The sequence below is a fragment of the Lysinibacillus sp. K60 genome (assembly GCF_019731275.1).
GTDB lineage: Bacteria > Bacillota > Bacilli > Bacillales_A > Planococcaceae > Lysinibacillus > Lysinibacillus capsici.
In genome coordinates, this window is the sequence record NZ_JAASJR010000003.1 from 551,898 (window position 1) to 571,696 (window position 19,799).

Annotated in this window: 20 protein-coding genes and 1 riboswitch; of the genes, 17 read left to right on the forward strand and 3 right to left on the reverse strand. The window is 39.2% G+C overall.

The features are described from left to right. The 9 genes from HCH28_RS10040 to HCH28_RS10080 all read left to right on the forward strand — a co-directional run bounded on the left by HCH28_RS10040 (window position 1) and on the right by HCH28_RS10080 (window position 7,798). Window positions 1–957, forward strand: coding sequence for an ABC transporter ATP-binding protein (locus HCH28_RS10040; protein WP_221680821.1), 957 nt, complete (start codon window positions 1–3; stop codon window positions 955–957). Then, complete coding sequence (opuFB, locus tag HCH28_RS10045) at window positions 947–2,467, forward strand: osmoprotectant update ABC transporter permease/substrate-binding subunit OpuFB (RefSeq protein WP_255601022.1); 1,521 nt, start codon at window positions 947–949, stop codon at window positions 2,465–2,467. Before HCH28_RS10040 ends, opuFB begins: the two co-directional genes overlap by 11 nt. A gap of 119 nt (window positions 2,468–2,586) precedes the next feature. Further along, complete coding sequence (locus HCH28_RS10050; protein WP_221680822.1) at window positions 2,587–3,225, forward strand: DUF2975 domain-containing protein; 639 nt, start codon at window positions 2,587–2,589, stop codon at window positions 3,223–3,225. A gap of 11 nt (window positions 3,226–3,236) precedes the next feature. Continuing rightward, window positions 3,237–3,455: a helix-turn-helix domain-containing protein gene (locus tag HCH28_RS10055; protein WP_004229412.1), complete on the forward strand. Its 219-nt coding sequence runs from the start codon at window positions 3,237–3,239 to the stop codon at window positions 3,453–3,455. 25 nt (window positions 3,456–3,480) lie between these two features. Then, on the forward strand, window positions 3,481–3,804 hold the full coding sequence (locus tag HCH28_RS10060) for a DMT family transporter (protein WP_221680823.1): 324 nt from the start codon (window positions 3,481–3,483) through the stop codon (window positions 3,802–3,804). A 13-nt stretch (window positions 3,805–3,817) separates the two neighbouring features. Next, on the forward strand, window positions 3,818–4,168 hold the full coding sequence (locus HCH28_RS10065; protein WP_221680824.1) for a DMT family transporter: 351 nt from the start codon (window positions 3,818–3,820) through the stop codon (window positions 4,166–4,168). 117 nt (window positions 4,169–4,285) lie between these two features. After that, entirely contained in the window at window positions 4,286–4,945 is a 660-nt protein-coding gene (locus tag HCH28_RS10070; protein ID WP_221680825.1) for an HAD family hydrolase, read from the forward strand. A 149-nt stretch (window positions 4,946–5,094) separates the two neighbouring features. Further along, window positions 5,095–5,526: a hypothetical protein gene (locus tag HCH28_RS10075; protein ID WP_036081468.1), complete on the forward strand. Its 432-nt coding sequence runs from the start codon at window positions 5,095–5,097 to the stop codon at window positions 5,524–5,526. A 79-nt stretch (window positions 5,527–5,605) separates the two neighbouring features. Further along, window positions 5,606–7,798 (forward strand): YheC/YheD family protein, encoded by a 2,193-nt coding sequence (locus HCH28_RS10080; RefSeq protein WP_255601023.1) that lies wholly within the window; start codon window positions 5,606–5,608, stop codon window positions 7,796–7,798. Window positions 7,799–7,874: 76 nt separating this feature from the next. On the opposite strand, the gene HCH28_RS10085 is transcribed toward HCH28_RS10080, so the two are convergent. Beyond that, on the reverse strand, window positions 7,875–9,086 hold the full coding sequence (locus tag HCH28_RS10085; RefSeq protein ID WP_004229393.1) for an ATP-grasp domain-containing protein: 1,212 nt from the start codon (window positions 9,084–9,086) through the stop codon (window positions 7,875–7,877). A 140-nt stretch (window positions 9,087–9,226) separates the two neighbouring features. Between HCH28_RS10085 and HCH28_RS10090 the strand changes: the two genes are divergently transcribed. Beyond that, window positions 9,227–10,621 carry a Mur ligase family protein gene (locus HCH28_RS10090; RefSeq protein ID WP_221680826.1) on the forward strand — a complete coding sequence of 465 codons (1,395 nt, stop codon included), beginning with the start codon at window positions 9,227–9,229 and terminating at the stop codon, window positions 10,619–10,621. A 142-nt stretch (window positions 10,622–10,763) separates the two neighbouring features. Continuing rightward, window positions 10,764–12,149 (forward strand): UDP-N-acetylmuramoyl-tripeptide--D-alanyl-D-alanine ligase, encoded by a 1,386-nt coding sequence (locus tag HCH28_RS10095; RefSeq protein WP_221680827.1) that lies wholly within the window; start codon window positions 10,764–10,766, stop codon window positions 12,147–12,149. Window positions 12,150–12,191: 42 nt separating this feature from the next. Here HCH28_RS10095 and HCH28_RS10100 read toward each other — a convergent pair whose 3' ends face one another. After that, window positions 12,192–13,547 carry a C40 family peptidase gene (locus HCH28_RS10100; RefSeq protein WP_221680828.1) on the reverse strand — a complete coding sequence of 452 codons (1,356 nt, stop codon included), beginning with the start codon at window positions 13,545–13,547 and terminating at the stop codon, window positions 12,192–12,194. Window positions 13,548–13,788: 241 nt separating this feature from the next. Beyond that, window positions 13,789–14,154: a VOC family protein gene (locus tag HCH28_RS10105; RefSeq protein ID WP_221680829.1), complete on the reverse strand. Its 366-nt coding sequence runs from the start codon at window positions 14,152–14,154 to the stop codon at window positions 13,789–13,791. Between the two features lie 341 nt (window positions 14,155–14,495). Beyond that, window positions 14,496–14,687: riboswitch (cobalamin riboswitch) on the forward strand. Between the two features lie 30 nt (window positions 14,688–14,717). Here HCH28_RS10105 and HCH28_RS25015 point away from each other — a divergent pair. The 6 genes from HCH28_RS25015 (at window position 14,718) to HCH28_RS10130 (ending at window position 19,742) form a co-directional block, all read left to right on the forward strand. Then, the gene (locus HCH28_RS25015) at window positions 14,718–14,840 is read left to right on the forward strand and encodes a hypothetical protein (RefSeq protein ID WP_004229388.1); all 123 of its coding nucleotides are present in this window, start codon (window positions 14,718–14,720) and stop codon (window positions 14,838–14,840) included. Window positions 14,841–14,902: 62 nt separating this feature from the next. Beyond that, window positions 14,903–15,070 (forward strand): hypothetical protein, encoded by a 168-nt coding sequence (locus HCH28_RS10110; RefSeq protein WP_221680830.1) that lies wholly within the window; start codon window positions 14,903–14,905, stop codon window positions 15,068–15,070. Between the two features lie 169 nt (window positions 15,071–15,239). Beyond that, the gene (locus HCH28_RS10115; protein WP_221680831.1) at window positions 15,240–16,601 is read left to right on the forward strand and encodes a PepSY-associated TM helix domain-containing protein; all 1,362 of its coding nucleotides are present in this window, start codon (window positions 15,240–15,242) and stop codon (window positions 16,599–16,601) included. A 178-nt stretch (window positions 16,602–16,779) separates the two neighbouring features. Further along, window positions 16,780–18,258 carry a sensor histidine kinase gene (locus HCH28_RS10120; protein ID WP_221680832.1) on the forward strand — a complete coding sequence of 493 codons (1,479 nt, stop codon included), beginning with the start codon at window positions 16,780–16,782 and terminating at the stop codon, window positions 18,256–18,258. Further along, window positions 18,236–18,922 carry a response regulator transcription factor gene (locus HCH28_RS10125; RefSeq protein ID WP_112117822.1) on the forward strand — a complete coding sequence of 229 codons (687 nt, stop codon included), beginning with the start codon at window positions 18,236–18,238 and terminating at the stop codon, window positions 18,920–18,922. Before HCH28_RS10120 ends, HCH28_RS10125 begins: the two co-directional genes overlap by 23 nt. A 115-nt stretch (window positions 18,923–19,037) precedes the next feature. Beyond that, window positions 19,038–19,742, forward strand: a complete 705-nt coding sequence (locus HCH28_RS10130; RefSeq protein WP_221680833.1) for an ankyrin repeat domain-containing protein — start codon at window positions 19,038–19,040, stop codon at window positions 19,740–19,742. The last annotated feature ends 57 nt before the right edge of the window (window positions 19,743–19,799 follow it).

Consider the following 19,799-nt stretch of genomic DNA (forward strand, 5'->3'; position numbering starts at 1 on the left):
ATGATTACATTTGACAATGTCTCAAAACAATATGATAACAACCAAATAGCTGTCAAAGCGCTAAATGTAGAAATTAAAAAGGGTGAATTCTTTGTTATTATTGGCCCTAGTGGATGTGGCAAAACTACTTTGTTGAAGATGATTAATCGATTAATCCCCCTAACAGCAGGCACCATCTGGATCAATGATAAAAGGATTAGCGATTATAATATCCATGAGCTACGTTGGAGTATTGGCTATGTACTACAGCAAATCGCCCTATTTCCGCATATGACAATAGAGGAAAATATTGCGGTTGTACCAGAACTGAAGAAATGGAGTAAAACGAAAATCCATCAACGTGTAGACGAACTATTAGCGTTGGTGGGGCTGGAGCCAGCGAAATATCGTCAGCGGAAGCCAAAGGAGCTGTCAGGAGGCGAACAGCAAAGGGTTGGCGTTGTTCGTGCCTTGGCAGCTGACCCAGAAATTATTTTAATGGATGAGCCATTTAGTGCGCTAGACCCTATTAGTCGCTCCAAACTACAGGATGATCTACTAGAGATGCAGCGTACCATCCAGAAAACCATTGTATTTGTATCACATGATATGCAGGAAGCACTGAAATTAGGAGATCGTCTCTGTATTATGAAAGATGGTGAAATTGTTCAGATAGGCACTCCACAACAATTGCTACAAAATCCGGTAAATGATTTTGTCCAACAGTTTATTGGAGGTAAGCAGACGGATCAATTGTTTACGATCCATGATGTGATACAGCCAATCACAGTGACAAACGACTTTGGGCATGCTATTCCTGTTGATGCCCCATTTCCGATGATTCTTGAAAAATTAGCCGAGCATGACTTGTTAGGTGTCGAAGAGAATGGCAAACTCATAGGTATGGTGACAAGAGCTTCCACGCTTCGTTATTTAGCAGCGGATTCTAAGAAAAGAGGGCATGGGCATGGTGGCTAATGTGATAGATGTATTTCAGGAACGGAAGGCACAGCTGCTGGCTGCATTACTAGAGCATATCCAAATCTCTTTTATTGCGCTATTTTTTGCTGTCCTCATCGCTATTCCCCTAGGTATCTATTTAACCAATAAAAAGAAAATAGCCGAGAGTATTATTGGAATTAGTGCTGTGCTGCAAACGATTCCTTCCTTAGCGTTGCTCGGCTTATTAATTCCTTTATTCGGTATTGGGAAAGTTCCCGCAATTATTGCGTTAGTTGTCTATGCGCTGTTGCCTATTCTACGAAACACCTACACGGGCATCAATGAGGTTGACCCATCACTGAAAGAAGCGGCATTAGCTATGGGAATGAATCGATCAAAGCGTTTAGTAAAGGTAGAGCTACCACTTGCTATGCCTGTTATGATGGCTGGTATTCGCACAGCAATGGTGCTGATTGTGGGGACAGCAACATTAGCCGCTTTAATTGGTGCAGGAGGCTTAGGAGATATTATATTACTTGGGATTGACCGAAATAACACGGCACTCATTCTTATAGGAGCCATTCCCGCCGCTATTTTAGCCCTGATTTTTGATGTGGCGCTTAAAAAATTAGAATCTCTGTCCTTTAAAAAAACCATAACGACATTAAGTCTCATTAGTTTAGTGGCACTGGTAATGATTTTCTTCCCGCTTCTAAGCAGTAAACAGCAAGATGAAATTGTCATTGCAGGAAAGCTTGGTGCGGAGCCTGAGATTCTCATCAATATGTATAAATTATTAATTGAGCAGGAGACCGATTTAACGGTGACATTAAAGCCAGGGCTTGGTAAAACTTCATTTGTATTCAATGCATTGAAATCGGGCAGTATTGATATTTATCCTGAATTTACAGGCACCGCCATTTCGGAGTTTTTAAAGGAAGAAGCCATTAATAATAACCAAGAGGATGTCTATCTTCAGGCAAAAGAGGGGATGCAGAAGCAATTCGATATGGTCATGCTGAGTCCTATGAGCTATAACAATACGTATGCACTCGCTGTATCAGAGGAACTGGCTGAGAGCTATCAACTGCAAAAAATCTCTGACCTCAAACCAATAGAGCAGAAGGTGAAAGCAGGCTTTACATTAGAATTTAATGACCGTGAGGATGGCTATGTGGGCATACAAAAACGCTATGGAATAGCCTTTACTACACTTGCAACGATGGAGCCCAAGCTTCGCTATCAGGCAATACAATCAGGTGATATTAATTTGCTCGATGCTTATTCAACGGATAGTGAAATTCGTCAATACAAGCTACGTGTATTGGAGGACGATCAAGCATTATTCCCACCATACCAGGGAGCGCCTTTACTAAGGAAAGAAACGCTGACTGACTATCCAGAGATTGGAGAAGCGTTAAATCAACTAGCTGATCACATTACAGATGATGAAATGCGAGAAATGAATTATCAGGTGAATGTAGAAGGAAAGCTTGCAGCAGAAGTAGCAAAAGAATATTTAGTAAAAATAGGATTACTAAAATAAACCCTCTAAACTTTAGAGGGTTTATTTTTATCAATAATTTATTAATGATAAACATTAAGAAATTATTGATAGAGATAAAAGGGGATGTATAATAGAGAGAAGGGAGGGAGAGGTTGATAATGGGGCAAACAATTCAAAGTAAAGAATTTCGATGGATGACAAAGGGGCTTCGTACCGCTTTTACCATCATCATGGTGATGATGATTTTTGCCTTGACGATGCTCGCGATTTTTATGGTGGGAGCAATGGTGGTATCAGAGCAACAAGTGAATCATTTATTAACAAAGGGCAGTGTGATCGCTACCGTTCAGTTAGAGGGGTTTGAAATGAAGCTGGCAGACCATGTGACAAGGGACATTCACTATTCAAAAAAAGATGTCATGACCTTTCTATTTATTGCTACAATATACATAGCTATTTTATTAATGATTATTGTACAAGTAAGGAATATTTTAAGTAATTTATCAAAAGGTATTGTATTTTCACTCGCTAATAGTAAAAAAATGGAGAGAATTGCCTACTGTGTGATTGTATTGAGCTTGACAGTGAATGCATTTCGTACATATACCGTCTATCTGATTATGCAACAATTTCAATTGGAGTCCCGATTTGTAGAGACGGGTTTGATCAAGGGGATTAGCTATCATTTTACAGGCATTCACTGGACTCTTTTACTATGTGGTGTGGTGATTTGGATCTTTGCACGTATTTTCCGATACGGTGCATTCCTTCAGGATGAATATGATGCAACAGCTTAGGAAGTGAAAACATGACCATAATTATTCGATTAGATCGTATGCTAGCGGATCGTAAAATGCAGCTGAGTGAACTTGCAGAGAGGGTGGATGTATCGATTGTCAATCTCTCTAATTTAAAAACAGGCAAGGTAAGAGCCGTACGTTTTTCTACATTAAATGCCATTTGTAAAGCTTTGGGCTGCCAGCCAGGAGACATATTGGAATATGTAGAGGAAGAAGATGACATCTAGAAGCAAAGCAGAAAGGATTTTTTGAATGACGGCTTTTAGTTTTTTAATTCTGGCTATCATAGCAGAGGTTTTTGCCAGTTCCATGCTCAAACGTACTGAGGGCTTCACACGAATAGGACCATCAATCGGCGTAGTAGTAGGCTATGGAGCGGCGTTTTATTGTTTAGCCTTAACATTAAAAGTGATTCCTATTGGCACAGCCTATGCAATTTGGGCAGGTTTAGGGACAGCGTTAACTGCTATTGTGGGGGTTGTCCTTTATAAGGAACGATTTAATCGCAAGAAGATATTAGGGATTCTATGCATTATCTTGGGTGTCGTGGTACTCAATCTTGCTGGTGGTCATTAGGAGGCTGAACAGGATGAAAGGCTATTTATTTTTAACACTATCGATTATAAGCGAGGTCTTTGCAACAACCATGTTGAAGTTCTCAGACGGCTTTACTGTCCTCGTTCCATCCTTGGCGGTAGCAATTGGCTATGGTATTTCGTTTTATAGCCTATCCCTCTGCTTAAAAACCATACCATTAAGCTTGGCCTACGCTATCTGGTCAGGTGTCGGCACAGCCTTAACCGTTCTGGTAGGCATTGTCATTTGGCACGATATTTTTACTGTTTATTCTGCGATCGGTATTGCCCTCATTATTGGAGGCGTTATATTGTTGAATCAGGGGGATAAAGGTGAAGAAGTGGTGGATAGGATAGGCGGATAGAAATGCGAAAGTAGCGGATAGCGGGTCTAAATTGATGCATAGGATTAGGAAATCGACGGATAGCAGGCCAAAACCTGGGCTTGGTTCAGCGCAAAACAATAGAATGGAGAGAATTTGATGATAAAAGCTCTAATTTTTGATTTTGACGGTACTATCATTGATACGGAAACAGCATGGTATAACGTTTTTAAGGATGCCTATGCACAATATGGTATTGAATTATCGTTAGCAACCTATGCTAAGTGCCTTGGGACCAATCTTCTAACTTTTAATCCCTATACATATCTTGTTACACATCATCACATACAACTGGATGTGGAGGCTTTTCAAACATCTATTCAGCACCGCCATGCACAATGGATGGAAACGGAAACGCTAAGACCTGGTATTTTAACATTGCTACAGCAGGCAAAGGAAGCGGGTTTGAAGATTGGACTTGCTAGTAGCTCCAGTCGTCAGTGGATTGATTTGTATGTGGATCGGCTGGGTATCCGACAATACTTTGATTGCTTCTGTAGTGCTGACACGGTGACAAATGTTAAGCCTGATCCAGAGCTTTACTTGCAGGCGCTTGAACAATTAGGAGTAGAGGCTGATGAGGCCGTGGCAATTGAGGATTCACCGAATGGCGCACAAGCCGCTGTAGCAGCGGGGCTTTATACAGTGGTCATTCCGAACGAGATTACCAAGCAATTACCATTCAATACAAAACACCATACCGTAACTGCATTAGAACAATATACAATACATGATCTCCTCGCATGTTTTGCAACGTAAACTTTTGCAAAAACCTCCCCCTCATTGGTGGAGGTTTTTTTAGTTTCTTTAGGAAGAAGTCGCCATATTTTTTGTCGCAACATATGATAACGAGAGGGCAACTTACACGGATCAAATCGCATAGTCAAACTAAGAGAGGGGGCTACGAATTGAATAGTGATAAGAAAAGAAATCACTTTTTATGTGAAGCTTTAAGTGATTTAAAGGATCTTCAGGATATTATGATGAATTTTCATTCTAAATATTTTGGTCAGCTACTTATTAAAATTGTCGGGAGTGATACGATTCCATTTTTTTTAATTACACATAGTGGTGCTCATTTAAGCTTATTGGATACAGTGAAACAATTTGAGACAGAGTTTTTCCGTATTGAGGCTGTTGATAGAGAGCGTTGTCGTGGCACAGTATCGTTGTTGCGTGCTTTTGATTATGAGGGAAACGATACAAATTCGATTGCAGATGTGGTGAGGTTAGAAAAAACAAGTACAAAGAAATCTATTGAACTCAGTGGCATATCGGCCATTCAGCTCTTAAAGCCAGATATGTTGAAGGGGAAATTTATCATAGAGCCGAAATGGTAGTGCCATATTAAACTACTAAAGCTAGAGCATCTGTCTATATGCAAGGGATACAAAGTGAATGTAATAGAGAGAGAATCTAATGAAAGGAAGTTTAGCTATGACGATTATTGGTATGCTGCATCATCGACTTGATCCAACAACAGTGCTCAAGTCCTATGCCTTTGCAGCAGTTGCGAAAGCTGAAGGCGCAACATTTTTCTATTTCACACCTAAAAGTGTGGATTTTGCCAAACGTTCTATTCGAGCAAAGGTCTATGAGAATGGACAATGGCAAGAAAAAACAATGCCCTTTCCTGATGTTATCTATAATGCAGGAAGCCCTGAGAAATTATCTGTCTCCAAGGAGATTATTGACCGTTTAAAAGAGGAGATTCCATTTACAACCCATTCAATCGGGAACAAATGGAATGTGATGAAACGATTAAAGGAAGCGAAGGAATTTGAACAGTATTTGATTCCCTCTGAAATTGTAAAGGATGCCGATTTATTTCATAAGTTCGTTAATTATTATAAACGAGTTGTGTTTAAGCCAATTGATGGACGAAAAGGAAAGGGTATTTATTTTATAACGAAGGCTGGAGCCAAATATTTTGAGGTGCGAAAGGATAGCACCACGACAACCTATACAAAGCCACAATTGGATTCATTGATAAAGGAGCAACTTGCGTCTGGCACCTTTATTATGCAGCCGTATATTCAATCTGTTACAAAATCTGGTCAGGTCTATGATTTCCGCCTGCATGTTCAAAAAAATGGAGAAGGTAAATGGGTAGTGACAACGGTGTACCCACGCATTGCACCGAATGGCTCCATCATACCGAATATTAATAATGGTGGTTATACCAATTATTTAGATCCTTTTTTGGAGCAGGAGTTTAAGGATGAGGCCTATAATATTCGGCGAATGCTTGAGCATTTTTCACTAGCGCTGGCCCATCATCTGGATGAAATTCAAATGGCGAAATTTGGGGAGGTTATTGATGAAATTGGCATTGATGTGGGCTTAGATCAACATCAAAAAATTTGGATGTATGAGGTCAATTGGCGCCCAGGCTGTCCCCCTGCCTTTTACTTGGAATTAGATGTGGTCATCCATTCCATCCGTTATGCGATGTATCTTGCCAAAAATCAAAAACCGCTGAAAAAGAAAATTGTCCAACAAAAAAGTAAGCAGGTGGAGGCAAAGAAAACCCTGCCTATTATTGCGATTACAGGAAGTGCAGGGAAAACCACAACAAAGGCATTTGTTGGTTCCATCTTATCGAAAAAATGGAATGTATTTGAATCAAAGGATTATTGGAATACGACAGAGCATACGAAAAAGCATAAGGAAGAAATCAATGATTCACATCAGGCCGTTGTATTAGAGTATGGTATGGCTTACCCGGGCATTATTACCAATCACTGTAGCATCATCCAGCCGAATATTAGTATTGTAACGAATATAGGCTTAGCCCATGTTGGGAACTTTGATGGAGATGTAAGGGGTGTTGCCAAGGCAAAATCGGAATTGATTCATGGCATGGACCAACAGGGCTTACTCATTGTCAATCAGGATGATGACAATTCAAGATACTTAGAGACACAACAATTTAAAGGAAAAATCATCACGGTGGGCATTAAAAAAGAAGCGGATTACCGTGCATATGATTTGCAATATAAAGATGTCGGCATGTCCTTTAAAATGAAGCTGCATGGGCAAGAAATAGAATTATATATTCCTATTTTAGGAGAACATCATGTATACAATGCATTGAATGCAGTGGCAGTGGCTGATCTTTTAGGATTTAGTCCACTTGATATTCAGGCTGGACTCAACTTCAAAAAACCACCAAGACGCTTAACGATTTATAATTGCCGTGATGATATAACGGTTATTGATGATACGGTACACTCTCATCCGCAGGGGGTTCGTGCTGCGCTCGATGTACTGACGAATATCGCGACAAATCGAAAAGTAGCCATTATTGGGCAAATGCGAGAACTTGGTGTCTTGAGGGAAGAGGAGTATCGTAAGGTTGGGGAATACGTATATGACATAGGCATCGATGAATTTATTACCTATGGCTTTAGGACAGATGAAATGAGTAATGCTGCCATCGCGAAGGGTATGGACCCATCCAGAGTACATCATTTTATTAATAAAGATCAATTGCATGTCCTCCTTGAAAAGCTCGTTAAGCCTCATGATACCATTCTTGTAAAGGGTGCAAGTAAAACCAATATGTTCGAAACCGTGAAATTTTTAGATCAAACGTTTAAAGAAGAATAATGGATTACGACTTATGAAATTAAAAAAGCCCGAGTAACTGTCCACTGGCAAGCGGCAATTATTCGGGATATTTTTTTCAAACTCTCAAAATGAATTTTATTTCCTTCGCTGCATTGATTGCGTGATTTCTTGCTTCCTTCAAGGTTGCTCCCTCTGCAATGACATAGGCATAACGGTGACCCATTGATAAAGGTGGGGTGAGGAGAGTGCCTCTTCTCGGTTTGACATATACTTCAACGACGCCAGTTGATCTTGTCGCTCTTGCCTTGCCAATAACCTTTTCTAATATTCCTCTACTTTCCACAATGACATATTTTGTATAAACAAATTTTTTGTGTCTTGGTTGCAGATTAGGCTGTTCTCCTAGCAATATCTTCAATGTTTCTTCTACTAAACTAAAACCTAGAGCTGCTTGTAGCATATTATTCATAGCGCCACCTGAAATTCGAGGATTGATCTCGATAAGCTTCCAACCATTTTGGGTTAATCGAAGTTCTAAATGAAGCGCCCCATTCTCAATATCAAAGGCTTTCACGATGGAATGGAGTACCTCCTCGATGCCTGATTGGATGTCTTTAGGGGCTTTCACTAGAACACCATAACCCGTAATAATAAATCGTTTTCCTTGCGTAATTTCTTGCTCAATTATACCAATGACATGTGGTTGACGTTGATAAACAACCGCCTCTACTAAATATTGAGGGCCATCTAGATATTCTTCAATCATGATGGTTTCATAGGGATTTTTACTGCGTAGTGCTTTGAGGTGGTTATTGAGTTGATCGGCATCCGTTGCTAGTAAGACATCTTTTGAGCCTGTTGATTTAGGAGATTTTACGATTAATGGAAAGGTCAAATTTTTAGCTATGGGTTCGTTCGGTTTCATGAGCAAAAATTTTGGCGAGTATGGTTGATCTTGTAAAAACTTTCTTGTTTTTTCTTTATCCTCCATAGTTTCAATTGCACTGGAGGATGTATAGTTCTGACAAAATTCATCACACAGTGTTGAAGCAATATGGACAAATGGATCAACAAAACTAACGATACTTTTAATATTTAATCCAGTTTTTCCTAGTTTCTCAATTTCATCTTTCATGCTCTCGATATCAAAAGTATCAATGAGTATCATTTTATGGATGTCGGGGTAGGCTCTGCGCTGTTCAAGTTGTTTTTCATTATTTGTGAAAAGTACTGTGAAGTAGCCTAATTTTTCTGCTGCCCTTGTTGCTTCACGACTAGACCCAGATTTGTTTGTACCGATAAATACAATGGCTTTCAGGTATATCACTCCTTCTATTGGTACTTAGATACTTAATCACCTTTATATATATGCAATGAAATAGATTTCCTCTAGTTATGTATCTTGTCTACATCCAAGCAACTTTTAAAAGGTTACATATACTAGAAAAGAAAGGAGGGAGAAAAGATATGAAGCCTCTTTCGGTGAAAAATTTAGCAATGATTACGGCAGGCTATCTAGTGCACGGGTCAGAGGATACACTGATTCAGCATGGGGCTTATCGATTAAAGCAAGTGAAAAAATCCAATACGGCCCTTTTTACAAGTAAACGTATTGTTAATTGGAAAAGTCTTGAGCCACTTTCTCCTCTAGTGCTAGTGACCGATAGAGTTTATCGGCCTTCTGACATTCCCGATCATGTCATGCTGATACAGGTAGTGAATGCAGAAGAGGCCTATTGGAAATTTGTTCATTTTTATCGTAGCCAGTTTCATATTCCGATTGTCGCGATTACAGGTACATCAGGCAAAACAACGACAAAAGAGATGATTAAACATATTCTTTCGGCTGATCGGAAAGTGACTGCGACGACATTGAGCAGCAATTCTAGAACGGCTTCTTTGCAATATTTACTGGGCATTGAGGATGATACCGAGGCTGCCGTTTTTGAAACAGCAGTAGGCTCACCTGGAGACGTTACGAATGCAGGGAGATATTTCAAACCGACAATCGGTATTATTACGAATATCGGAGCCCATCATTTAAATTATTGCAAAACATTAGAAGGCTATATTCAAGCAAAGGGAGAAATGGTAGATATCATTCATCCAAAAGGTACATTAATTATCAATGCTGAAGATATGAATACGAAAAAAATAGATGTTTCGAGATTTCGTGGGCGTTTGATTAAGGTAGGAAAGCATGACTCCTGTGATTTTCGAGCAAGCCATATCCACTACTATCAAAAAGGGATGAAATTTATCCTGCATCATGATAGAAAAAGCTATGACATTCTTGTACCAGGGTTTGGCGAGCATCAGGTTTATAATGCTCTTGCTGCTATTGCCGCGGTCCATGATATGGGGATGCCTATTCCAGTCGCAGCAAAACAGCTTCAATCATTCCGTCAATTGAAAAAACAGCTGCAACTCTTTGAGGGCATTAATCATTCCATGTTATTGGATGATACATGGAGTATTACAACCACTTCCTTAGAGGCTGCCTTAAAGGTGTTGAATGAGTTAGGTGACGGCAAGAAAAAGATTGCGGTTATTGGTACGATTACCGATTTAGGTTCTTGGGGCTACATTATTCACGAACAAGCGGGTGAATTAATTCAACGTATTGGCGTGGATGTCCTGATTACCATTGGAGAACACGCAAGGATTATGGCTGATCACGCAGTAAAGCTAGGATTTAGCGCGCCTGTTTACACATTTAAAAATAGTACGCTAGTCTATCCGTTATTGCAGAAGATTGTGGATGAAAATACCATCATTCTCATAAAGGGAGATATGTATAGCAAACAGGTCTCTAAACTAGCAACGGAGCTAAAGCTAAAGCCTCCACCACCTGCTGATTAGCTTCTTTCCATATAGGATATTGACTGTGCCACATAGAGGAGCTTTCTAATAAGGTATAGTAATTGATCAAAAAGCAGCACGCTAGATCAAGAGAAGAAATAAGTCATCTACAAGATCGATAAAGAGAGGAGGCGTAGTACACTTGCAATCCATTAGTGTGCAGAAACTTAGGAATGTCCTACAGGGAAAGCTCATTCACGGATCAGAACAATGGTCTGTTAAGCAGGCGATCTATTATAATCGGCATGATTTAACAAGGAGCCATTCGCTCCTGTTTGTTAGTCGAAACGATCACATCAACTGGCAAGAGATTGATCGGAAAGGTCCGTCTCTTATCATATCCGATAAACCGTCTACAGAGTTAAAAAATGCACTGGAGAATACAACCGTTTTACAAGTGAAAAGTGTTGCACAGGCATACTGGACATTTATCGAGTATTATCGTGGGCTCTTTGAAATTCCCGTTGTGGCTTTAACAGGAACTTGTGGGAAAACAACAACAAAAGAGATGTTAAAACATATTGCTAGTAAGCATTGGCAAGTGCAAGCATCCGTCAGCAGTAAAAACGAGCCAAGGCAATCATTACCTTATTTAACGGGCATTGACGATAAAACACAAGCCGCTATCTTTGAACTAGGCTTAGGGAATACGGGGAATATTAAACATCAATGTATGATCTATCAACCAACTATTGGCATCATTACAAACATTGGTGTGCATCATCTAGATGGCTGTCTCAATTTGGAGGGCTATATTAAGGCCAAGGCAGAAATTGTGGAAGGCATTAAAGAGGATGGCACGTTAATCATCAATGCTGATGATGCCAATACTAAAAAAATCTCACTGAAAAGATTTAAAGGGAAGATTATCAAGTTTGGCTTACAGGATACGGCAGATTACAAGGCTTCGAAAGTGGAGTTTGCCAATACAGGCATGAAGTTTGTTTTAGAGGTAGCGGATGAAACATACAATGTGTTTGTCCCAGGCTATGGTGAGCATCAGGTCTATAATGCCTTAGCCGCGATTGCAGCTAGCCATGAAATGGGGCTGACCATTCGTCAGGCAATCGCAGGACTCAGAACATTTAAACAGATGGCAAGACATTTAGAATTTACGACAGGACTTGGTGACAGTACGATTATTGATGATACATGGACAAATAACCCAACATCTGTAGAGGCCGCCTTAAAAGTGCTAGATACGGTAGGAAAAGACAAAAAGGTCATTCTGGTTTTAGGGGATATAAAGCGATTAGGCAATTTTGAAGAAAAATATCATCGCGAAATCGGCTCCATGGTAGCACTAAGAAAGATCGATACATTGATTACCATCGGCAAAAGGGCAGAGAAGATTGCCGATCAAGCGCAAAAGGATGGAACCAGTGCAGAGGTTCATACGTTTAAAGAGGTAGCAGGCGTTTTAGAATTATTGAAGCCAAAGCTTGATGCAGACACGATAGTTTTAATTAAGGGACCGATGTCTAGTAGATCCATGATTGAATTTGCCAATAAACTGAAAAACGCATAGAAAAAGGGTGTCTCAACATGATTGAGACACCCCTATCCTCATTTATTTTAAGACGCGTCGAGCAGTTACAAAATTCTTTTGTGCCCACGTTGAAGACATGTTTTGTTTTACAATATTATTCGTTGTCATACTAATATATTGATTATTGCCTATATAAATACCCGTTTGTGTGATTTCTTGTCCACCATTATTCGTAGAGAAGAACAGTAGATCCCCTTTTTGTAGTTGTGATTTTTGAATACGTGTCCCTACTAAAGCCTGTTTACTTGCTAGTTTATCTTTTAAATCAATACCATGCTTTTTAAAGACATAATAAGTAAAACCCGCACTTGTAAAAGTCAGTGCACTCTCATTGTACGTATAGCCGAATTTTGCTTTGCTTGTTAAACCAGTAGCAGTGGCAATAATTTTATCGGCAGATGTACTTGCTGAAGGTGCACTTACGCTGGGCGTAGAGGTGCTATTAGAGAAAACACGCTTCGCTGTAATATAATGTTCAGTATAGTAATCTACAAATAATACTCTTGTCATTACACCATCTGAATTAGGAATGATGATACGGTGATCTCCTGCGTAAATCCCAACAAGTGAAGGTGTTTTAGAGCCTTTGACACTATTAAAGAAAACTAGATCACCTTTCTTCAAGTTAGCACGTGCCACAGTGGATCCTTGGTTCATTAATTGATTTAATGACGTTGCGCCTAGTGTCACTCCACTTTTACGATAGATAAAATCAACGAAAGTTGGAGCTGTAAAGCGTAAGCTAGCTTCATTTGTTGTTGAACTAATCGTTACTTTGTTTTTATAGGATAGAGCATTCTCTACAATTTTATCGCCTTTTGTAGCAGGGTTGGCAGATAGCAGAGTAGGTAATACTCTACGTGCAGATACATAGTTTTCCGTATAATATGGCTTACTATTTAAATCAGAGATAACTATATTTTGTTTGCTATCAGCCATATGGATGATTTTATTGTCGCCAATATACATACCGACATGATCGGGATCAGTTCCTGTTTTTTTACTTTTAAAGAACACTAAATCGCCTTTTTGTAATTGGTTTCGCGCTACATAAGTCCCTTGCTGAATCATATAATTTTCATTATACGTACCAAGGTCTACCCCGTTTTTCTCGAAGATGTACATTAAAAATGAAGCACAAGAAAATTTGTATGGGTATGTAGGCTTGTAAACCGAATTGCTGTATGTTGCTTGCCCCATTAAGCTTTTACCAGTCTGAATTAATTGGTCTGCTTTTGCAGCTACCGCCTGTGCGTTGTTCTGAGCATTTGTTGTTGCAGCCTCTACTTGTATCGGCTGGATCGCTGTTTGCACCATTCCAAATGAACTAAATCCAATTGTTAATGCAAGTGTTGTAGATAAAAATCGTTTATTCATGTTGTGTAACCTCCTAAAGCATCTAGTAGGATTTCTCCTGTATACCTTTGCCATGGAAATAATCGTAGCATGAAAAAGTAGGGCTTCTGGGCGGTAAATGTTACCAGGGTGACTGAAGGGATGGCTTCAACACTTGCTATAAAAGGCTTTATCAAGGGAATTTACAGTTTTATTACAAATGTTTCAGTAAGATGTAATATGGAACAATTCCATGAAAAAAGCTGCCCCAAAACGAGGCAGCCTACACGATTTTCTGTATCATTTCTACACGATTACCAAAGGGATCACGGAATTCAAAACGCTCGTAATGAGGAATAGGCACAGAATCGAGTATCTTGATTTGATGTGCTGTGAGCTTCTTCCTCCAATACTGAATATCCGCTACTTGATACGCAATATGCGCCTTTGTGGTCAAACGATCGAAGCCATCCTCTGTCCCTACATGGACTTCCTGTTGACCAAGCTGTAACCAAAATCCCCCGCGTCCTTTAAGAGAGTCAGGCTTCTCTAATTCTGGAAGTCCTAAAACATGACAATAAAAATCCTTCCCTTGCTCCTCACAGCCTTTCGGAATTGTAATTTGCACATGATGTAAACCCATAATCATCTCAAACCGCCCCCTTTTTTCTTAATTATAGAGTAATTCCTAGATATTTGAAATGGAGGAGAGGATAGATTTGTAAAAGATCATATTGAAGGATAGAGTTTAAACTAGCGGATAGAACTTCAAAAGTGGAGGATAGGATTCTAAAACTGGTGGATAGAATCATCAAATTGCAGGATAGAATTTAAACGGGTGGATAGAACTTCAAAACTAGAGGATAGCGCTTCAAATTAAGTGGATAAAACCTCAAAAGAGAGGGATAGAGCTCCAAATTTAGTTTTTAGAACTTAAAAGCACAATATTTCTATTCTGTTAAGATTTAATACTATGGTATAATAATAAAAACGGAATAATAGGATAGAGGTACAAATTAGATGTTTTAATTTGTTTAAAAGGGAAGATCGGTGTGAAGCCGACGCTGTCCCGCAACTGTAAATGGGAGCACATTTCAAAAGGCCACTGTTACGAGTCGTAATGGGAAGGTGAAAGGTGTGATGAACATAAGCCAGGAGACCTGCCTTTATCTAGTACAGCCAAAAAACCTACGCGGATAGGGGGTGTTGAGTGTGACTAGAGAGTTTCTCCTGCATGCTCATAGTACGATGATTGCTAAAAAGGGTGCTTCTATGTTTAATAGAAAGCTTCTTTCCATCTGGCAATCACCGTATTATGTCGTGTATTTGTCATAGTAGACATCTTTCTGATGAGAGAAAGATGTTTTTTTATGTAAAAAATTAAAGGAGCGGTCCACATGAATCCACAAGTTGTTGAGTACTATGAAAGCTTATTCAAATTTGAAATTATGCTAGAGCCTAAACCTTTAAAGGAGCTTGTCGAACATTATGTTGTGCACGATGCTTCACATGAGCAATCTATTTTAGCAGCGTACGCCAATGTTTTGAAAGAATTAAGAGGATAGAATATGTTTGGCTACTTCGAAAAACGAAGTAGCCATTTTTGTGAGTAAATAACATAATACCAATTGGAATACATTTGTTTGTCATAAAACTGCCTTTAGGACTTCATTCATATTTCACTTTTTATTTATATAATTAATCTGCTATAAATAGAGAGATTGGAGATCAAATATGAAAAATTTGCTTTATTCTAGGTTTTGGCGGTTGCATTTTTTCGCAGCACTTTTTATTACGCCTTTATTGCTTTCTCTCACATTAAGTGGGATTGGTTATTTGTTTTTTACAGATGTAGAAAATCGATTATATGACGATTATTTTTTTGGTGAAAGCCATAAGGAAGAGGTCTTAACAATTGATGAGGCCGTGGAAAAAGCGGAGGCGGCATTTGCAGGATACTCTACTACAAAAGTGATTATGTTGGAGGAGCCTTATAATACGCGTTTAACTTTATCAAATGGCGCTAAACAAAAGTACGTATTTTTAGATGATCACAATCAAATGGTTGGTAGTCAGGATGCCGATTATACATTTTCAAATATTATGAGAAATACGCATAGCTCTCTCTTTATTGGTGGGACCTTTGTCAACTATTTAGTAGAGCTGGCAGCTTGCTGGACGATCTTTTTATTACTGTCAGGTCTTTATATGACATTCAAAGGAAATCTCCTAAAGAAGGGCAAGTCGGAGAATAAGAGGCAAAAAAGTAAGAGATTGCATGCGCTTGTTGGGACAATCATTACGATTCCAATGGTGATGTTCATTTCGACTGGGCTATTATGGTCTGCTTTTCAGGGTTCCATGCTAGCAGATATAGCGTCAGAAAATCCGACTTTTGGGTATCCATTACTCCAACAAAAGCCACCAACATCTGATGTCTCTGAAATTCCGTGGGCCACTCGTCAATTAGAGGCACCGACCTCACAAGAGGAACATGCACAGCATCATGGTGGTGGTGCTGTCCGTTATACGAACGACAGCCAAATCACGATTGCTCAGCTTGAAAAAGAAATCAATTCGATGAACATTGCTAAGCCTTACTCTATCATTTATCCGTCAAACGGTGAGGGCGTCTATACAGTGGCGAAGGCTAGTAATTCTGGTGTAACAGGGCTAGATGTAAAACCTACAGCGGAAGCCACAATGTATTTTGATCAGTATAGTGGCAAGTTTATCGATCAAGTGAATTATGACGATTATGGCCCATTAGCTAAATTCTTTACATGGGGAATACCATTACATGAGGGGCATTTATTCGGCTGGCCAAATAAGCTATTAAATTTAGTGGTTTGTCTAGCCTTCCTAGCCGTAATCGTGTGGGGCATTCGCACTTGGATTTTGCGTAGAAAAAAAGGGGAGCTGTCTGCGCCACCGCAAATTTCTCATAAAATGTCCATGCCATTCATCATTTTCCTTGTCATTTTAGGGATTATGATGCCGCTATTTGGTGCGTCATTAATCGCTGTGGCATTAATTGAATATATCATTTTAGGTTGGCAAACAAAGAAGAAGCTAAGAGCACAAGAAACTAAATAAAGCAAAGATGATACGGCACAGCGGGATTGTGCCGTATCTTTTTTGTTTATTTCATTTATAGGAACGCAATACTATACTGAAGCGATAAAAATGTTTATAGATTTTTCAGCATGATTTTATAAAGTTTTAAGATTTGTATGGTACATTGCTAGTAGTTTCAGCTTATGGGGGTATGTAGATGTCAATAAAAACAAGGTTTTTGCTATCATATGTGGGTGTCATAATCATTGCCATCACGCTATTACTAGCAGCGGTTTTTCTTTTTTCCTTTGCCATTACAGGTGATGTCAAAGCGATTGAGCATTTTTATAAAAAATCTTATGTCCAAAAGCCTTTGACGACAGTAGAGGAAAATGCGTTTCTAGATTTAAAATTACTAGCTAAAAAAAGTCCCCAGCAGCTTTTAGATCTCGAACAGCTTGAACAAATCAATGCGCCTTCGATAGAGATTGTGGTACGAAAAGATCATCAAATCGTGTATTCAACACAGAAAGAGCATAAACAATTATTGCTTCAAAGCTTACCTAGCTTTGAAGAGACCAATATTAATTCTCGTGACACCATCATGATAAATCGAGCTTTTTATACGTATGTCAAATTTGATTTTTATTTTCCAGATCAAACAGAGGGCAGTATTTTCGTATTGAGAGAGGTTAGTTCCCATGCAGAGGTAACGAGGGAACTGTTACCGATTCTTTTAGGTATTTTATTTGTCCTGTTTATGATGATTATTGGCTTTTTAAATTATTTAGTCTCAAGAAGTATTATTAAACCGATATCGACATTAAAGGAAGGGGCAGAACGAATTAAATCGGGCGACTTGGATTTTGAGATTACGACCCACTCGAAGGATGAAATTGGTCAGCTGAATCGGTCATTCGAGGAAATGAGAGTCAAATTAAAAGAATCCATCCAGCTTCAGCTTCAATACGAGGAAAATCGAAAGGAGCTCATCTCCAATATCTCCCATGATTTAAAAACGCCGATGACTTCCATTATCGGCTATGTAGAGGGCATTAAAGACGGTGTGGCAAATACAGAGGAAAAAATGGATAAATACTTAACTACTATCTATACAAAGGCAAAGGATATGGATGTATTAATTGATGAGCTATTCTTATTTTCTAAATTGGACTTAAAAAAGATTCCCTTCCAATTAGAAAGCGTCAATCTACAGCAATATATGCATGATTATGTAGAGGATGCAAGCTTTGATTTTATTGCACGAGACATTCATTTACAATATCTATCAGCAGGCTCGCCGCTTTTGGCGATGGTGGACCGAGATAAATTAAGACGTGTCCTGACGAACCTTTTAAGTAATAGCGAAAAATATATGGATAAGCCATATAAGCAAATCATTATTTCCTTGCATGAGCGAGCAGAGGATGCGATTATTCAGGTAACAGATAATGGTGCAGGCATTGATCCTGCCGCATTGCCCTATATTTTTGATCGATTTTACCGTGCGGAGCCTTCACGTAATTCGCAAACAGGAGGCAGTGGCTTAGGGTTAGCCATTGCCAAGCAAATCGTTGTTGAAATGGGTGGCGATATTTGGGCAAAGAGTGAATTAGCGAAAGGGACGAGCATATTCATTTCATTGAAAAAGGCTGAGGAGAAGGTGAATCATCATGAAAAAAATTCTGCTAATTGAAGACGAAGTAAGCATAGCAGAGCTTCAACGAGATTATTTAGAGATTAATGGCTTTACAGTAGATATCCAACATCATGGAGAGGATGGGCTACAGCAGGCACTTAAAGGCAATTATGATTTAATCATCTTGGATATTATGCTCCCAGGCATAAGTGGCTTTGACATTTGTAAACAGATTCGAGCTGTACACAATATTCCCATTTTATTTGTTTCAGCTAAAAAGGAGGATATTGATAAAATTCGTGGTCTTGGACTAGGAGCGGATGATTATATTACAAAACCATTTAGTCCGAGTGAATTAGTAGCGAGGGTCAAGGCCCATTTATCAAGATATGAGCGTCTGGCGAGCCATCAACAAACAAATCATATGATGTCCATTCATGGCATTACAATCGATACTTCGGCTAGAAAGGTGTTTGTTAATGGTGAGGAGATTGCCTTTACAACGAAGGAATTTGATTTGCTCGTCTTTTTTGTTAGACACCCCAATCAAGTATTAAGTAAGGAACAGCTATATGAGCGAAACTGGGGCTATGAATCAGCTGCAGACGTTTCGACTGTCACTGTTCATATACGAAAGCTACGTGAAAAAATTGAACGAGAGCCAGCGCATCCCAAGTTTTTGGAAACAGTATGGGGTGCAGGCTATCGCTTCAATGTTTAAGTAAAACTACCTCGTCCTTGTGGCGGGGTAGTTTTTTTAGACTTTTTTAAGAATTCGTTAATGGGCAATTTAGCATTACCGCTTACACTGAGGAAAGAAAGGCGGTGTATAAATATTGAAAAAAAGGCAGACAGTTATCATTGCATTAACATTTTTGCTTCAAGGGTGTGCCACAATGGATACAATACAACAGGATAGAGGAGGGAGTGAAGTGATACAAACAGATTGGGCGAGTGAGTTGCTAAAGGCAGCTGAAAAGGGAGATATCGATAGACTTCAACATGTTTTAAGTCAAAAAGGGGACATCAACGTACAAGATTCAAATAATCGAACAGCTTTGATGATAGCTACCTATAATCAGGATATCGAGGCAGCGAAATTAATAATAGATGCAGGTGCAGATGTTAATATTCAGGATAATCAGCAAAATACACCATTTCTCTATGCAGGTGCGGAGGGCTATCTGGCTATTTTAAAGATGACCATTCAAGCTGGTGCTGATCCGACTATTTTAAATCGATATGGGGGAACGGCACTTATACCAGCAGCAGAGCACGGTCATGTGAAGGTCATTGAGGAGCTATTGAGCAATACCGATATTGATGTCAATCATGTGAATCATTTAGGCTGGACAGCCCTGATGGAGGCGATTGTCTTAAATAACGGCAATCCAACACAGCAAAGCGTAATACAACGACTAATTGAACATGGTGCTGATGTAAATATTCCCGATCAAAATAACGTGACACCACTGCAACATGCAAAACAGCGAGGATTTAAAGAAATCGAACAAATTCTACTTGCAGCAGGCGCAAAATAACTCAAACTGTAGAGATGGCTCTCTACAGTTTTTTGTTCTTAAATTCTTTTTCCTATT

Bases quoted from the DNA above. Each gene is read 5' to 3' on its own strand.
- HCH28_RS10040 (WP_221680821.1), top strand. From the start codon at position 1: ATGATTACATTTGACAATGTCTCAAAACAATATGATAACAACCAAATA.
- opuFB (WP_255601022.1), top strand. From the start codon at position 947: ATGGTGGCTAATGTGATAGATGTATTTCAGGAACGGAAGGCACAGCTG.
- HCH28_RS10050 (WP_221680822.1), top strand. From the start codon at position 2,587: ATGGGGCAAACAATTCAAAGTAAAGAATTTCGATGGATGACAAAGGGG.
- HCH28_RS10055 (WP_004229412.1), top strand. From the start codon at position 3,237: ATGACCATAATTATTCGATTAGATCGTATGCTAGCGGATCGTAAAATG.
- HCH28_RS10060 (WP_221680823.1), top strand. From the start codon at position 3,481: ATGACGGCTTTTAGTTTTTTAATTCTGGCTATCATAGCAGAGGTTTTT.
- HCH28_RS10065 (WP_221680824.1), top strand. From the start codon at position 3,818: ATGAAAGGCTATTTATTTTTAACACTATCGATTATAAGCGAGGTCTTT.
- HCH28_RS10070 (WP_221680825.1), top strand. From the start codon at position 4,286: ATGATAAAAGCTCTAATTTTTGATTTTGACGGTACTATCATTGATACG.
- HCH28_RS10080 (WP_255601023.1), top strand. From the start codon at position 5,606: ATGAAAGGAAGTTTAGCTATGACGATTATTGGTATGCTGCATCATCGA.
- HCH28_RS10090 (WP_221680826.1), top strand. From the start codon at position 9,227: ATGAAGCCTCTTTCGGTGAAAAATTTAGCAATGATTACGGCAGGCTAT.
- HCH28_RS10100 (WP_221680828.1), bottom strand. From the start codon at position 13,547: ATGAATAAACGATTTTTATCTACAACACTTGCATTAACAATTGGATTT.
- HCH28_RS10105 (WP_221680829.1), bottom strand. From the start codon at position 14,154: ATGATTATGGGTTTACATCATGTGCAAATTACAATTCCGAAAGGCTGT.
- HCH28_RS10110 (WP_221680830.1), top strand. From the start codon at position 14,903: ATGAATCCACAAGTTGTTGAGTACTATGAAAGCTTATTCAAATTTGAA.
- HCH28_RS10115 (WP_221680831.1), top strand. From the start codon at position 15,240: ATGAAAAATTTGCTTTATTCTAGGTTTTGGCGGTTGCATTTTTTCGCA.
- HCH28_RS10120 (WP_221680832.1), top strand. From the start codon at position 16,780: ATGTCAATAAAAACAAGGTTTTTGCTATCATATGTGGGTGTCATAATC.
- HCH28_RS10125 (WP_112117822.1), top strand. From the start codon at position 18,236: ATGAAAAAAATTCTGCTAATTGAAGACGAAGTAAGCATAGCAGAGCTT.